Origin of the sequence: Spirillospora sp. CA-128828 (genome assembly GCF_050945415.1) — a bacterium.
In the GTDB taxonomy this organism is placed as follows: domain Bacteria; phylum Actinomycetota; class Actinomycetes; order Streptosporangiales; family Streptosporangiaceae; genus Spirillospora.
Window position 1 is genome coordinate 4,519,804 of the sequence record NZ_CP191986.1, and the last position, 14,552, is coordinate 4,534,355.

At 73.7% G+C, this 14,552-nt stretch carries 13 protein-coding genes; 9 read left to right on the plus strand and 4 right to left on the minus strand.

Annotated features, from left to right (window positions below; all coding sequences use genetic code 11):
- Nucleotides 1-10: 10 nt before the first annotated feature.
- The 4 genes from ACQPXG_RS22190 (at nucleotide 11) to ACQPXG_RS22205 (ending at nucleotide 3,133) form a co-directional block, all read left to right on the plus strand.
- Entirely contained in the window at nucleotides 11-823 is an 813-nt protein-coding gene (locus tag ACQPXG_RS22190) for an IclR family transcriptional regulator (RefSeq protein ID WP_433469614.1), read from the plus strand.
- 54 nt (nucleotides 824-877) lie between these two features.
- A complete protein-coding gene (locus tag ACQPXG_RS22195; protein ID WP_433469615.1) occupies nucleotides 878-2,035 on the plus strand; it encodes a 4-hydroxybenzoate 3-monooxygenase in 1,158 nt (385 codons plus the stop codon).
- A 116-nt stretch (nucleotides 2,036-2,151) separates the two neighbouring features.
- A complete protein-coding gene (locus ACQPXG_RS22200; RefSeq protein ID WP_433469616.1) occupies nucleotides 2,152-2,316 on the plus strand; it encodes a hypothetical protein in 165 nt (54 codons plus the stop codon).
- A gap of 34 nt (nucleotides 2,317-2,350) precedes the next feature.
- Nucleotides 2,351-3,133 carry a phosphatase PAP2 family protein gene (locus ACQPXG_RS22205; protein WP_433469617.1) on the plus strand — a complete coding sequence of 261 codons (783 nt, stop codon included), beginning with the start codon at nucleotides 2,351-2,353 and terminating at the stop codon, nucleotides 3,131-3,133.
- On the opposite strand, the gene cphA is transcribed toward ACQPXG_RS22205, so the two are convergent.
- Both cphA and ACQPXG_RS22215 read right to left on the minus strand, forming a co-directional pair.
- On the minus strand, nucleotides 3,130-5,769 hold the full coding sequence (gene cphA, locus ACQPXG_RS22210; RefSeq protein WP_433469618.1) for a cyanophycin synthetase: 2,640 nt from the start codon (nucleotides 5,767-5,769) through the stop codon (nucleotides 3,130-3,132). The two genes, ACQPXG_RS22205 and cphA, sit on opposite strands and share 4 nt — an antisense overlap.
- A gap of 2 nt (nucleotides 5,770-5,771) precedes the next feature.
- Entirely contained in the window at nucleotides 5,772-6,605 is an 834-nt protein-coding gene (locus ACQPXG_RS22215; protein ID WP_433469619.1) for a cyanophycinase, read from the minus strand.
- A gap of 92 nt (nucleotides 6,606-6,697) precedes the next feature.
- On the opposite strand from ACQPXG_RS22215, the gene ACQPXG_RS22220 reads away from it, so the two are divergent.
- Both ACQPXG_RS22220 and ACQPXG_RS22225 read left to right on the plus strand, forming a co-directional pair.
- Nucleotides 6,698-7,345 (plus strand): QsdR family transcriptional regulator, encoded by a 648-nt coding sequence (locus ACQPXG_RS22220; protein WP_433469620.1) that lies wholly within the window; start codon nucleotides 6,698-6,700, stop codon nucleotides 7,343-7,345.
- Between the two features lie 92 nt (nucleotides 7,346-7,437).
- Nucleotides 7,438-8,796, plus strand: coding sequence for an ABC1 kinase family protein (locus tag ACQPXG_RS22225; RefSeq protein ID WP_433469621.1), 1,359 nt, complete (start codon nucleotides 7,438-7,440; stop codon nucleotides 8,794-8,796).
- A 4-nt stretch (nucleotides 8,797-8,800) separates the two neighbouring features.
- On the opposite strand, the gene ACQPXG_RS22230 is transcribed toward ACQPXG_RS22225, so the two are convergent.
- Both ACQPXG_RS22230 and ACQPXG_RS22235 read right to left on the minus strand, forming a co-directional pair.
- Nucleotides 8,801-9,646, minus strand: a complete 846-nt coding sequence (locus ACQPXG_RS22230) for a siderophore-interacting protein (RefSeq protein ID WP_433469622.1) — start codon at nucleotides 9,644-9,646, stop codon at nucleotides 8,801-8,803.
- A 41-nt stretch (nucleotides 9,647-9,687) separates the two neighbouring features.
- The gene (locus ACQPXG_RS22235) at nucleotides 9,688-10,827 is read right to left on the minus strand and encodes a serine hydrolase domain-containing protein (protein WP_433469623.1); all 1,140 of its coding nucleotides are present in this window, start codon (nucleotides 10,825-10,827) and stop codon (nucleotides 9,688-9,690) included.
- Nucleotides 10,828-11,039: 212 nt separating this feature from the next.
- Here ACQPXG_RS22235 and ACQPXG_RS22240 point away from each other — a divergent pair, with 212 nt between their 5' ends.
- The 3 genes from ACQPXG_RS22240 to ACQPXG_RS22250 all read left to right on the plus strand — a co-directional run bounded on the left by ACQPXG_RS22240 (nucleotide 11,040) and on the right by ACQPXG_RS22250 (nucleotide 14,527).
- On the plus strand, nucleotides 11,040-11,813 hold the full coding sequence (locus ACQPXG_RS22240) for a cyclase family protein (RefSeq protein ID WP_433469624.1): 774 nt from the start codon (nucleotides 11,040-11,042) through the stop codon (nucleotides 11,811-11,813).
- Complete coding sequence (locus ACQPXG_RS22245; RefSeq protein ID WP_433469625.1) at nucleotides 11,810-13,489, plus strand: thiamine pyrophosphate-binding protein; 1,680 nt, start codon at nucleotides 11,810-11,812, stop codon at nucleotides 13,487-13,489. Before ACQPXG_RS22240 ends, ACQPXG_RS22245 begins: the two co-directional genes overlap by 4 nt.
- Before the next feature lie 192 nt (nucleotides 13,490-13,681).
- Complete coding sequence (locus ACQPXG_RS22250; RefSeq protein ID WP_433469626.1) at nucleotides 13,682-14,527, plus strand: MIP/aquaporin family protein; 846 nt, start codon at nucleotides 13,682-13,684, stop codon at nucleotides 14,525-14,527.
- The last annotated feature ends 25 nt before the right edge of the window (nucleotides 14,528-14,552 follow it).

Consider the following 14,552-nt stretch of genomic DNA (forward strand, 5'->3'; position numbering starts at 1 on the left):
GGAGGGCCACGTGGCAGGTGAGAGTGCGGAGAGCGCGCGGCCGGTCAGCGTGGCGGGCAAGGTGATGGCCATCCTGAACGCCTTCGCCCAGGGCGGCGTCCGCCTCAACCTGAGCGAGATCTGCCGCCGCTCCGAGCTGCCGCTCGCGACCGGCCACCGCCTGGTCGGAGAACTGGTCGGCGGTGGCTTCCTGGAGCGGGTGCCGGACGGGACGTACCGCATCGGCACCCGGCTCTGGCGGATCGGGAGCCAGGCCCCGGCCGTCACCGGGCTGCGCGAGCTGGCGCTCCCGCACATGGAGGACCTGTACGAGGCCACCCACGACAACGTCCAGCTCGGCGTGCTCCGCGAGGACCGCGTGCTGATCGTCGAGCGGCTGCGCGGCACGCGGTCGGTGCCCGTCGTGACCCAGGTCGGCGCGATGCTGCCGCTGCACACCACCGGCGTCGGCCAGGTGCTGCTGGCGTTCGCGGCGCCGGAGGTCCGCGAGAAGGTGCTCGCCGGTGAGCTGGCCCGGTATGCGGCGCGGTCCATCACCGATCCGGCGGAGCTGCGGCGCCGCGTCGAGCGGGTCCGCCGCTCCGGCTACGCCGTGACCCGCGACGAGATGACGCTCGGCGCGGCGTCCGTCGGCGCCCCGGTGCGGGACGGGTCGGGCGACGTCGTCGCGTCGATGTCGCTGGTGACGGGCACCCGCAGCGCCGACCTCCGGCGGCTGCTGCCGCCGCTGACGACGGCGGTGCGGGCGCTTTCCCGGGACGTGGCGGCGCACTGGCACGGCGATCCGGACCTCTTTTCCGCTGAGCGGAAAAACGGCGCTTGAAGCTGCGGCGATGCGCGCGAGCATCGCCAGGTGAACCGACCATGAGGAGGAGCGATGCGTACCCAGGTCGCGATCATCGGCGGCGGACCCGCGGGACTGCTGCTGTCCCATCTGCTCCATCTGCAGGGGATCGACTCGGTGGTGCTGGAGAGCCGGGACCGCGACTACGTGGAGCATCGGCAGCGGGCCGGGATGCTGGAGCAGGGCACGACCGACGTCCTGCGCGAGAGCGGCGTGGGCGAGCGGCTCGACCGGGAGGGGCTCGTCCACCACGGGCTGGAGCTGCGGTTCGGCGGCGCGGGGCACCGCATCCCGCTGACCGACCTGACCGGCCGGACCGTCACCGTGTACGCGCAGACCGAGATCGTCAAGGACCTGGTCGCCAAGCGGCTTGATGACGGCGGGGACGTCCGGTTCGAGGCCGAGGTCGTCGGGCTGGACGTGTCCGCGCCGAGCGTGACGTTCCGCAGCGGAGGGCGGACGCGCACTCTCGACTGCGACTACATCGCGGGCTGCGACGGGTTCCACGGCGTCAGCCGCCCGGCGGTCCCGGGGCTGCGGACGTTCGACCGCGAGTACCCGTTCGCCTGGCTCGGGATCCTCGCCGACGTCGCGCCGTCCACCGACGAGCTGATCTACGCCAACCACGACCGCGGGTTCGCCCTGCACAGCCTGCGTTCGCCGCACGTCAGCCGCCTCTACCTCCAGGTGTCGCCGGACGAGGACATCGCCGCGTGGCCGGACGCCCGCATCTGGGACGAGCTTGCGACGCGGTTCGCCACCGACGACGGCTGGAAGCTGCACGAGGGCCCGGTCACCGACAAGTCGATCACGCCCATGCGCAGCTTCGTGGCCGAGCCGATGCGGCACGACCGGCTGTTCCTCGCCGGGGACGCCGGGCACATCGTCCCGCCGACCGGCGCGAAGGGCCTCAACCTCGCGGTGTCCGATGTGATCATCCTGGCCCGGGCGTTCGCCGAGCGGTACGCGACGGGCTCGGAGACGCTGCTGGACGGGTACTCCGGCACGTGCCTGAAGCGCGTCTGGCGGGCCGAGCACTTCTCCTACTGGATGACCACGCTGCTGCACGCCGACCCGTCCGCGAGTGACTTCGAGCGGCGGCTCCAGCGTTCCCACCTGGACTATGTGGCTGCGTCGGAGGCGGCCAGGACGTCCCTCGCCGAGAACTACGTGGGGCTCCCCATCACCTAGAGCGGGTCTTCCCCGGCGGGCGGCGGCGCGGCGTGTGAGACGCAGGTCACGTAAATTGGCAGCCCCTGAAATTTTGCCGCCCAGGCAACTTCGGTCTACCGTTGGCGTGTCACGTAGTGAGACGCGGGGAGCCGACGTCCGGCCGCGCCGCGTGGCGGCCGCCCGGGCGGGTGGCGCGCGTCGTTCCCAACGCCGACGTGGAAGGTGAAAGGCTTCGGCATCTGCTCCGCGACGCCGAACCGCCCGCCGCCGAGCGCGAGCCCGCCCCGGCCCGGTCCTGACCGGCGCCCGACCCGAACCGCGAAGGACAGCGCAGTGAGCCTCCTCGATCAGCCGTCCCGGCCGGCCGCGGCACTGGCACGCCTGCGCCCCGGCCGGCCCGGCGTGTGCGGGCCGGGTCCCGGCGGACGGCCGCGGCCCGTCCGCGAGCTGGTGCTGATCATCGTGCTGTTCGGCGCCTACAAGCTCGGGCGGCTGCTGGCGAACGGGCGGGTGCGGGAGGCGTTCGACAACGCCCACCGCGTCTGGGACCTCGAACGGCTCCTCGGCCTGCCGGGGGAGGCCGGCGTCCAGCACGGCCTGCTGCACAGCGGGCTCCTCGTGCACGCGGCCAACTGCTACTACGCCTACGTGCACTTCCCCGCGACCGCGGCGTTCCTGCTCTGGATCTACCTGCGCAGGCCGGTCCACTACCGGTGGACGCGCCGGGTCATCGTGGCGATCACCGCCGCGGCCCTCGTCCTGCACCTGCTCGTCCCGCTGGCGCCGCCGCGCATGCTGCCCGCGACGGGGCTCATCGACACCGCCGCCCGGTTCGGCCCGGCCGTCTACGGCTCGCCGCAGACGGACACCGTCTCCAACCAGTACGCCGCCATGCCGTCCCTGCACATCGGCTGGGCGGCCGTCATCGCGCTCGGGCTCATCGTCACGTCCCGGACGCGGTGGCGATGGCTGTGGCTGCTGCATCCGGTCGTCACGATCGCGGTCGTCGTCGGCACCGCCAACCACTACTGGCTGGACGGGATCGTCGTGCTGGCGCTGCTGTCGGTCACCGTCCTGCTGCTGCGGCCGCCCCTCGCCGCGGAACCGGCGGCCTAGCCGGCGGGCTCGGCGCCCAGCGTTTCGAGCAGCTCCGTCACCGGCTGCAGCTTCTCGTACAGCAGGAGGACGGGCTCACCCGGCCCCGCCATGTCCAGCGCCGACGTCAGCGCCCCCTTCAGATCGCCCGCCGGGTGATGGCACACGTCCGGGCGGCCCTCCCGCAGCCCCTGGACGATCAGCCGGGTCATCTCGCCCGAGCGGCGGCCCCGCAGATCCTCGTCCTCGTAGACGACGACGCGGCCGAACGTGCCCGCCAGCGCCCGTGCGGTCTCGCCCACCAGCTCGTCGGACCGGTCGCCCGGCAGCGTCACCGCGGCGACGCCCGCCGCGCCCCAGCGCCGCTCGACGAACGCGCTCATCGCGCTGACCGCCGCCGGATTGTGCGCGTAGTCGACCAGGACGGGGTTCGTTCCGACCTGGTACACGCAGCCGCGGCCGGGGTTGTGCGAGTGCGGGTCGAACGTGCGCAGCGCGCTCGCCACCACGCTGACGGGCACGCCGAGCGCACGGACGGCGGCGGCCGCGGCCAGCGCGTTGGCGATCACATGGCGGGCGTGCCCGCCGAACGAGCCCGCCACGTCCCCGGCCGGCAGGATCGGGGTCCGGCGGTCGCCGCGCGCCTCGGTCAGCACGCCGTCCTCCAGGTAGTAGCCCAGGCCGCCGTCCCGCAGGTGCCCGGCGAGGACGGGAGCGTCCGGGGTGAGGGAGAAGTAGCGCAGGACCGGTCCGCGGCGCCGGACCGCCGGCCGGGCGGCGAGCCCGGCCGACGCCTCGTCCTCGGCGTTGAGGACGAGGTGGCCGCCGCGCCGGATCTCCTCGGCGACCAGGGCCTTGATGTCGACCAGGTCGTCCAGCGACTCGGTGTCGTCCATGCCGAGATGGTCGCGGGTGATGTTGGTGACGACCGCGACGTCCGCGCGGTCGTAGCCGAGGCCGCGCCGGAGGATCCCGCCCCGCGCGGTCTCCAGCACGGCCGCCTCCACCGACCGGTCGCCGAGCACCATCTCCGCCGAGCGCGGCCCGGACGCGTCGGACACGTGGACGAGCCGCCCGCCGACGTACACCCCCTCCGTGCTGGTCATGCCGGTCCGCCGCCCGTCCAGCTCCAGCATGTGCGCGATCATCCGGACCGTCGTGGTCTTGCCGTTGGTGCCCGTCACCGACACGACCGGCACCCGCGACGGCGTCCCGTCCGGATACATCAGGGCGACGATGTCGCCGGCGACGTCCCGCCCCGCGCCCTCGTGCGGGGCCAGGTGCATCCGCAGGCCCGGCGCGGCGTTGACCTCCAGGACCCCGGCGGCGCCCCGCTCGGCGGGCGGCGGCGACGCGATGTCGGGCAGCCGCAGGTCGATGCCGCACACGTCCATGCCGACGGCCGTGGCGGTCCGCACGCACATCGCGGTGACCTCGGCGTGCACGTCCCCGGTCACGTCCCGGCTGGTGCCGCCGGTGGACAGGTTCGCGTTGCGGCGCAGCCACACCCGCTCCCCGGCGGCGGGCACCGACCCGGGGGCGTGCCCCTGGCGCGCCAGCAGGGCCAGTTCGGTCGGGCCGAGGACGAGCCGGGTGAGCGGCCGGTCGTGGCCCTGCCCGCGCGCCGGGTCGGCGTTGACCCGCTCCACCAGCGCCGCGACCGTGGCCGCCCCGTCGCCCGTCACGCACGCGGCGGTCAGCTCCGCCGCCGCGGCGACCCGGCCGCCGACCACCAGCACCCGGTAGTCGTTGCCGGGGATGTAGGACTCGACGAGCACCTCGCCCTCGTCCCCGGCGGCCGACGCGAACGCGGCCACGACCTCCGGCGGCGTGGTCAGCTCGATGTGGACGCCCTCTCCCTGGTGGCCCGAGAGCGGCTTGACGACTACCGCGCCGCCGATGTCGCGCAGCGCCTCCAGCGCCTCCGCCGGCGACGCCGCGACCCGCCCCTCCGGCACCGGAACCCCGGCGTCGGCGAGCACCCGGTGCGCGAGCCGCTTGTCGCCCGCGACCTCCATCCCGATCGCCGAGGTGGCGTCGGTCATCGCCGCCCAGACCGTCCGGCGGTACCGGCCGTACCCGAGCCGCAGCAGGTTGAGGCCGCCGACCCGGCGGACCGGCACGCCCCGCTCGCGCGCCGCCCGCGCCAGCGCCGCCGTGCTCACCCCCAGCCGCTCCTCCTCGTGGACCGCGGCGACGCGGGCCAGCTCGCCGGACGGGTCGGGCACGAGCCCGGCCAGCGCGCCGTTCACGACCCGCACCGCGAGCATGATCAGCTGCTCCACCACCGGGCTGCCGGACGGCTCGTCGGGCGGGCACTCCAGGATCACGTCGTACTCGGCCGGGCCGCCGGCGCGCACGGTGCGGCCGAAGAACACCTCGCGGCCGATCCGGCCGGACAGCTCCAGCGTGACGTGCTCGGTGACATGGCCGAAGTAGGTGCCGCGCGCCATCGCGTCCAGCAGCCCGCCCGGCCGGCCCGCCGAGCAGTGGTGCCCCGCCAGGCCGGGCAGCGCGTCCACGAGCCGCTCGGCGAACCCGGGATGGTCGGTGGTCTCGTGACCGGTCAGACCCTGCAGGTCCAGCCGCGCGATCGCGACCGGACGGGGCAGGTAGACGTTCGGGCCGCTCAGGCGGCGGACGTGATCGAGCCGCACGGCTACTCCTCCTCCGGCCCGCGCATGTTGCCGATCGCCGGGAGCTTGTCGTTCATCTGGAACGTGCAGCCGGCCGGCAGCAGGTGCAATGAGACGTCGAACATCGCCATCGGCTCGTCGTCGGAGGCGGCGTAGGCGATCGTCGACTGCCCGGCGTCCACGACCGTGACCACGCCCGTCCCGACGACCTCGAACTGGCCGTCGCCCACCACGATCGCCGTGTCCTCGTCTATGCCGACGCCCAGCAGCCGGGTGTCCAGCGCGATCCCGCTCATCAGCCGCGGCAGCCGCCCGCGCTCGTTGAAGTGCATGTCGATCAGCACGTGGTCGAGCAGGCCCAGCCCGGGACCGACCTTCACGCTGGACGCGGCGACCTCGTGGCCGCGGCCGCCGAGGATCATCCAGTGCCCCATCGCGGTCGCGCCGGCGCTCGTTCCGGCGATCACCAGGCCCTCCTGGTCGAGCCGCCGTTTCAGCAGGTCGTTGGTCTTCGAGCCGACGAGGGTGCGGATCCGCGACTGGTCGCCGCCGCTGAACAGCACGCCCGTCGCCGCGTCCAGCGCCCGCAGGGTCGCCGCGTCGTCGGCGGCGGCCCGCCCGAGCAGCCGCAGTTCCCTGACCGAGGTCACGCCGAGCCGCCCGAAGACCGCGGTGTACTCGTCGGCGACCTCCTCGGGCACCTCCGTGGCCGTCGTGATGACGACGATCCGCGCGTCCTCGTCGCCCGACAGCTCGACGAACGTCTCGAGCGGCCCGGATCCGCACGTCCGGTTCTCCGCCCCACCGATGATCAGCAGCCGGCCCTTGCGTCCGGCGCCCCCACGTTTATCCTTCACATCTGCCAACTACCCTCCATTACACCCGGTAGTCTCGCAATTGCGATGGGCGATGCGGCGGGCCGCTTCGGCGGCTGTGACATGCTGTGCGGATGAGCGGCCCCGTTCCTCCGGACGGCCCCGCCCGGCCGCGGTCCGGGCCGCCGGCGCGCTCGTCCGGGCCCGCCGCGGCGCTCGCCGCCGCGTCCGCCCACTACCTGCGGGGCGAGCCGATCGACATGTCGGCGCTGGCGGCCGAGCTGGGCGTCGGACGCGCCACCCTCTACCGGTGGGTCGGCAGCCGGGAGCAGCTCCTCGGGACCCTGCTCGGCGAGATGACCGAGCGCACCTACCGGGTCGCGGCCCGGGGCGTCGGCGGCGCGGGCGCCGACCGGATCCTCGCCGTCCTCGACCGGTTCATGCGCGCGGTCGTGGACGCCGAGCCCCTGAAGGCGTTCACCGAACGCGAGCCCAGGCTGTTCATCAGGCTGGCGACCATGCCCGGCACCATCGAGGACCGCGCCACGGAGCTGCTCACCAGGGAGCTCCAGGCCGAGATCGACCACGGGGAGCTGCGCGTCCCGCTGCCGACCCGGACGCTCGCCCAGGCGATCGTCCGCGTCGCCGACTCCTTCATGTACGCGCACTATCTGGGCGGGAACCGGCCGGAGATCGACCAGGCCCTGGAGGTCGTCGAGCTGCTGCTCCGTCCATGCCCCGCCACTGCCGGCGGGGAATCTCCGGGGCCCGCCGAACGCTGAGTCTTTGACGGGGAATGACCATTTGGTGGCACTCGCTCCCCGTGAGAGGCTGAAGTCATTGGACGCATCGTCGAAAGAGGGACGGCCGGGCCGTGAGTGACATCCCCCGCCGCGCGGTGACGCGCACCGCCAAGCTGGCGACCCTCCCGCTCGGGTTCGCCGGGCGCACCGCCCTCGGCTTCGGCAAGCGGACGATCGGCCGCCCCGCCGAGGCCGTCGCGCTGGAGGTCCAGCGCCGGACCGCCGAGCAGCTGTTCGCGGTGCTCGGCGAGCTGAAGGGCGGCGCCATGAAGGTCGGCCAGCTGCTGTCGATCTTCGAGGCCGGGCTCCCCGAGGAGATCGCCGGGCCGTTCCGCGCCAGCCTGACCCGGCTCCAGGAGGCGGCGCCGCCCATGCCCGCCGCCACCACCCACAAGGTCCTCGCCGAAGGCCTCGGCGAGGACTGGCGCGAGCGGTTCGCCGAGTTCGACGACCGGCCGGCCGCCGCCGCGTCCATCGGCCAGGTCCACAAGGCCGTCTGGCACGACGGCCGCGCGGTCGCCGTGAAGGTCCAGTACCCCGGCGCCGCCCAGGCGGTGATGAGCGACTTCAACCAGATCTCCCGCCTCAGCCGCCTCTTCACGCCCCTGTTCCCCGGCGTCGAGGTCAAACCGGTCATCGCCGATCTCAAACGGCGGCTGGAGAAGGAACTCGACTACGTCGACGAGGCCCGCGCGCAGACCGCCTTCCATGACGCCTACGCGGGCGACCCCGACTTCGTCGTCCCCGCGGTCGTCGCGCAGGCGGGCAACGTGCTGGTCACCGAGTGGCTGGACGGCACCCCGCTCGCCAGGGTCATCGCCCACGGCGACCAGGACAGCCGGGACCGCGCCGGCCTGCTGCTGTTCCGCTTCCTGCTGTCCGGCCCCGCCCGCTGCGAGATGATCCACATCGACCCGCACCCGGGCAACTTCCGGCTGCTGGACGACGGCCGTCTCGGCGTCATGGACTTCGGCGGCGCCGCCCGCGTGCCCGCCGAGCTCCAGTGGTCGATCGGCCGCCTGCTGCGCATCGGGACCCTCGGCGACCCCGACGACATCGTGGACGCCCTCTGCGAGGAGGGCTTCCTCGCCCCGGACGCGGAGGTGGACCCCGAGGAGGTCGCCGCCCTCGTCGCTCCGCACGCGGCCCCGTTCGCCGTGGAGCGCTTCCGCTACTCCCGCGAATGGCTCCGCGAGCAGACCGCGCGCGGTCTCGGCCTCGCGTCCGACCTGCGCCCCGGCGCCCTGGCCCGCGCCTTCCGGCTGCCCCCGCAGTACCTCGCCGTCAGCCGCGCCCTCTCCGGGTGCGGCGGCGTCCTCTGCCAGCTGGAGGCCGAGGGCCCCTTCCGCGCCGAGGCCGAACGCTGGCTCCCCGGCTTCGCCGACGACGACGGCCCCGACCTGGACAGCGAGACCCAGGCCACCGCCTGACCCGCTAGCGCAGGGCTTCGGCCTCCTCCTGCTCCACCTGCTGGTTCCAGTCGCGCTTGGTGGACTGCCAGCCGTCCTCGTCGCGGCCGCGGCGCCAGTAGCCGGAGATGGACAGGCGGTCCATGGGCAGGCCGCGCTCGACCCGCAGGTGGCGCCGGAGCGCCTTGACGAAGTTGGCCTCGCCGTGGACGAAGGCGTGCACCTCCCCGTCCGGGAAGTCCAGCTTCTGGACGGCCTCGACCAGCAGATCGCCGATCTGCCCGGCGCCACGGTGGAGCCACACGATCTCCGCGTCCCCGGGCGTCGGCAGCTCCTGCTCCTCCTCGGGGCCGGCCACCTCGACGAACACGCGGGCGGGCACGCCCTCCGGGATGCGTTCGAGTGCGGTGGCGATCGCCGGCAGGGCGCTCTCGTCACCGGCGAGCAGGTGCCAGCCGGCGTCCTCGCTCGGCGCGTAGGCGCCGCCCGGCCCGTTGAAGAAGATCTCCTCGCCCGGCCGGGCGTTCGCCGCCCAGGGGCCCGCGAGGCCCTCGTCGCCGTGGTAGACGAAGTCGATGGTCAGCTCGCCGGCATCGGGGTCCCACGCGCGGACGGTGTAGGTCCGCGTGCTCGGCCACTGCTCGCGCGGCAGCTCCGCGCGGACCCTCTCCATGTCGAACGGCTCGGGGTACTCGACGCCCGGCTGCGGGAACAGCAGCTTCACGTAGTGGTCGGTGAACTCGCCCGCGCCGAACGCGGCGAGCCCCTCGCCTCCGACGACGACGCGGATCAGGTGCGGCGTGAGGTGCTCGGTGCGCAGCACCGTGCCCCGGTGGAGCCTGCGTCCCCTGCGTGCCGGTTCAGTCGCCATGCGGTCCCCTCCGATGATCCGGATCACTTACTTAGGTAAGCCTAACCGGCGAAGGTGATCGATTTGTTCCGGGTCCGCGCCACCTCGGCCGCGACCGCCTCGAACGCGGCGTCGGTCTCCTCGCCGCCGAGGACGGTGGCGAGGGTCGACTTGACGATGACGACGCCGTACCGGGGCGAGACCCAGATGAGCTGGCCGCCGAGGCCGCTGGCGGAGAAGTCGCCGTGCTCGCCGAGCCACCAGTGCAGGCCGTACCCCTGGTTGAACGGGGCGGACGGGCGCGTCGACAGCGCCACCCAGGAGGCGGGGACGACCTGGCGCCCGTTCGCCTTCCCGCCGTTCAGGTACAGCAGTCCGAACCGCGCGAAGTCGCGGTCGGTGGCGTAGTAGCAGCAGTAGCCCATGCTGTTGCCGTTGGAGTCGTTGCCGAGGTACGCCTTGGACGCCATCCCGGCCGGGCCCCAGATCTTCTTCTGGACGTAGGCGTGATACGGGACCCCGGTCGCCTTGGCCACCACCCAGGAGAGGACGAACGAGTTCATGCTGGTGTACTCGAACCTCGTCCCGGGCTTCCATCCGCGCTTCCGCTGCCGGGCCATTTCGGTGAGCGGATACCCCAGGCTGGCGGCGACGTGCACAGGCGGGACGTCGTAGGTCTCCGTCCACTTGATGCCCGACGACATCCGCAGCAGGTTCCGCAGCGAGACGCCGTCGTATCCGGAGCCCTTCAGTTCCGGGACGTATTTCGTGACCGGATCGTCGATCGAGTCGATGAAGCCCTCGCCCAGGGCGATGCCGACCGCGGCCGAAGTGAACGACTTCGCCATCGACCACGACTGGAACAGGCTGTCGCGGCCGGCCGCGACGTAGCGCTCGAAGACGATGTCCCGGCCGTCCAGGACGACGAATCCCTGGGTTCCCGTCCGGGCGAGGTAGTCGTCGAGCGTGTGCTCGCGGCCCTCGTAGGTGTAGGTGACCGGCAGCGGCCGGTGCGCCTCCCGCAGGTCGACGGGGTCGGACGAGGGCACCAGCGGGTCGAAGCCGGCCGAGCGTGTGGTGACGGCGGGGGGCGGCGGCGCGGGCGGTGCGGGCGCCGGGGGAGCGGCGGCGGCCGGGGGAGCGGCGAGGGCGGCGGTGACGGCGGCTGCGGCGAGCGCGAGCGTCCAGGGCCTGCGGCGCATAGGACCTCCGTGGGGGGACGGCGGGGTTCCGCACCGATGGTGATCGAACCGCGCCGTTACGTCCATGTGGAAAGCCGACGAAATCCGGGCCCGGACGTGGTTTCCGTGAACGCCCTCGGCCTGCGCCGGGTGACCCTCCGAACAGATCCTTTTGCGATACGTTCATGGAGTCGCGCGACCCCTCAGCCGCCCGTGCCGCCGCCGGAGGAACGATGTCCGTGCTCGCCCAGTTGCTCACCGCCGTCGCCGACGGCTCGGTGGAGATCGTCGATCTGACCGCGCCGCTGTCGGAGCGGACCCCGATCCTGCAGTTGCCGGAGCCGTTCGCCAACACCGTCCCGTTCCGGCTGAGGGAGATCAGCCGGTACGACGACCGCGGGCCCGCCTGGTACTGGAACGACATCGAGACCGGCGAGCACGTCGGCACCCACTTCGACGCCCCCGTGCACTGGGCGACCGGCCGCGACGGCGAGGACGTGTCGCAGGTCCCGCCCGGCCGCCTCGTCGCGCCCGCCGTGGTCCTGGACGCGTCGGCGCACGCCGCCGCCGATCCCGACTTCCTGCTGGAGATCGACCACGTCCGCGACTGGGAGACGGCGCACGGCCCGCTCCCGGACGGCGGCTGGCTGCTCTACCGGACGGGCTGGGACGCCCGCTCCGCGGACCAGGACACCTTCCTCAACGCCGACGGGAACGGCCCGCACACGCCGGGGATCTCGGCCGAGTGCGCACGGTGGCTCGCCGAGGAGACGCACGTCCTCGGCCTCGGCGTGGAGACCGTCGGCACCGACGCGGGCGCCGCACACGGGTTCGAGCCGCCGTTCCCCTGCCACTCCTACTTCCTCGGCGCCGGCAAGTACGGCCTCACCCAGCTGCGCAACCTCGACCGGCTCCCCGCCCGCGGCGCCGTGCTGCTCGCCTCGCCGCTGCCCATCGTCGGCGGTTCGGGCAGCCCCGCCCGCGTGCTCGCGCTGATCGAACGATGAACGTCGCGGAGGCCGTGGGGGAGGCCCTCGCGCGGCTCGGCGCCGGCACCGTCTTCGGCGTCGTCGGCAGCGGCAACTTCCATGTCACGAACGCTCTCGTCGCGGGCGGGGCGCGGTTCGTCGCCGCCCGGCACGAGGCCGGCGCCGCCACCATGGCCGACGCCTACGCGCGGGTGAGCGGCGGCCTCGGCGTCGTGACCGTCCACCAGGGGCCGGGCCTCACCAACGCGCTCACCGGCATCGCCGAGGCGGCCAAGAGCCGCACGCCGCTGCTGGTCGTCGCGGGCGAGGTGGCCGCCGCCGCGGTCCGCTCCAACTTCCGCGTCGACCAGGCGGCGATCGCCGCCGCGGTCGGGGCGGTCCCCGAGCGGGTCCACTCCCCGCAGACCGCGCTGGCCGACGTCGCGCGCGCCTGCCGGACGGCGGTCGCCGAGCGCCGCACCGTGCTGCTCGGCCTGCCGCTGGACGTCCAGAGCGCCGACCTTCCGGACGAGGCGGGCCGGACCGCGGGGAGGCGGCCCGGGCGGGTGCCGGCGTTGCCGGTGCCGCCGCCGGCCGCGATCGCGAGTCTCGCCGACGCCCTCCAGGCGGCGGAGCGGCCGGTGTTCATCGCCGGGCGCGGCGCGCGGCAGGCGGGCGCCCGCGACGCCCTCGCCGGGCTGGCCGGGCGCTGCGGGGCGCTCCCGGCGACGTCGGCCGTCGCCCGCGGCCTGTTCGCCGGCGATCCGTTCGCCCTGGACGTCAGCGGCGGGTTCGCCACTCCCGCCGCCGCGGAGCTGATCCGTGGCGCCGACCTGATCGTCGGCTGGGGCTGCTCGCTGAACATGTGGACGACCCGGCACGGCGCGCTCATCGGCCGCCATGCCAGAGTCGTGCAGGTCGACGTGGACGCCCGGGCCCTCGGCGCGCACCGCCCGGTCGACCTCGGCCTCATCGGCGACGCCGCCGAGACCGCGCGGGCCGCCGAAGCCGAGCTGGCGGCGCGCGGGCACCAGGCCACCGGGTACCGCACGCCCGAGGTGGCGGAGCGGCTCGCCCGGGAGGGCCGCTGGCAGGACGTCCCGTACGAGGAGCATCCCGAGGCCAAGGAGGAGGACGGCGGCCCCCGCATCGACCCGCGGACGCTGACGATCGCCCTCGACGAGATGCTGCCGCGCGAGCGTACGGTCGCCGTCGACTCCGGCAACTTCATGGGCTACCCGGCGATGTTCCTGGACGTCCCCGACGGCGACGGGCTGGTGTTCACCCAGGCGTTCCAGTCCGTCGGCCTGGGCCTCGCCACCGCGATCGGCGCCGCGGTGGCCCGTCCCGGGCGGCTGACGGTCGCCGCGCTCGGCGACGGCGGCGCGCTGATGTCCGTCGCGGAGCTGGAGACGGCCGTCCGGCTCGGGCTGGGGCTGCTCGTGCTCGTCTACGACGACGAGGCGTACGGGGCGGAGGTGCACCATTTCGGGCCCGGCGGGCACCCGCTGGACACCGTCACCTTCCCGCCCGCCGACCTGGCCGCCATCGGCCGCGGCTTCGGCTGCGCGGCGGCGACCGTCCGGCGCCGCGCCGACCTCGCCGCGGTGGCCGACTGGCTGGGCGGCCCGCGGGACCGGCCGATGGTCGTGGACGCCAAGGTCACCCGGGGGCGTCCGGCCTGGTGGCTGGCGGAGGCGTTCCGCGGTCACTAACGGCTACCTGCGGCAACGCTGTGTAGTGACGCGCTCACCGGGTAACGATCGGAGTGTGATCATCTTCCGGGGGGTGCCCATGGGCGGCGCAAAATGCCGACGTTGCCGGTATGCGGCAATTGACCCGTTTTGTCGGGCGTACACAGGTTCGCGGCGGCTGTGTCTGATGCCGCACACCCGGGAGGGGGGGACATGACGCGCCGGCCGATGACGCGACGGCCGAGGGTCCCCGATCTCGCCGGGGAGATGCTGGCGGAGTTCGCCGGGACGATGATCCTCATCCTGTTCGGCGTGGGCGTCGTCGCTCAGGTCGTCGCCAGCGAAGGCACGCTGGGCGACCACGACAGCATCGCCTGGGCCTGGGGCATCGGCGTGACGATGGGCGTCTACGTCTCCGCACGGATCAGCGGCGGGCACATCAATCCCGCCGTGACGCTCGCGCTCGCCGTGTTCAAGGGGTTCCCCTGGCGCAAGGTCATCCCGTTCTGGTTCGCCCAGTGGCTCGGGGCCTTCGTCGCCGCGCTGCTCGTCCGGTGGGACTACACGGAGGTCCTGCACAAGTTCGACCCCGACCTGACGATCAAGTCGCAGTTCGTGTTCTCCACGCTGCCCGGCAACGGGGCCCTCCCGATCCACACCTGGGGCGCGTTCCGCGACCAGGTGATCGGCACCGCGATCCTGCTGTTCGTCGTCCTCGCCCTCACCGACCTGCGCAACGCGCCGCCGCTGGCCAATCTCGGCCCGTTCATCATCGGCCTGCTGGTGGTGGGGATCGGGATGGCGTGGGGCACCGACGCCGGCTACGCGATCAACCCGGCCCGCGACCTCGGGCCGCGGCTCGCGCAGTACCTGACCGGCTACAGCACGGCGTGGCGAGATCAATACGGCGACCTCTACTTCTGGGTGCCGATCGTGGGCCCGTTCATCGGCGGTGTGCTCGGCGCCGGGCTCTACCTCCTGCTCGTCGGCCGGAACATCCCCGAAGAGGAGGAGGGCCCCGGCGGGGCCATGCCCGAACCGGAGTACGACGTTCCCTGACGGGTCACGCAGAAAAGGAGAGACC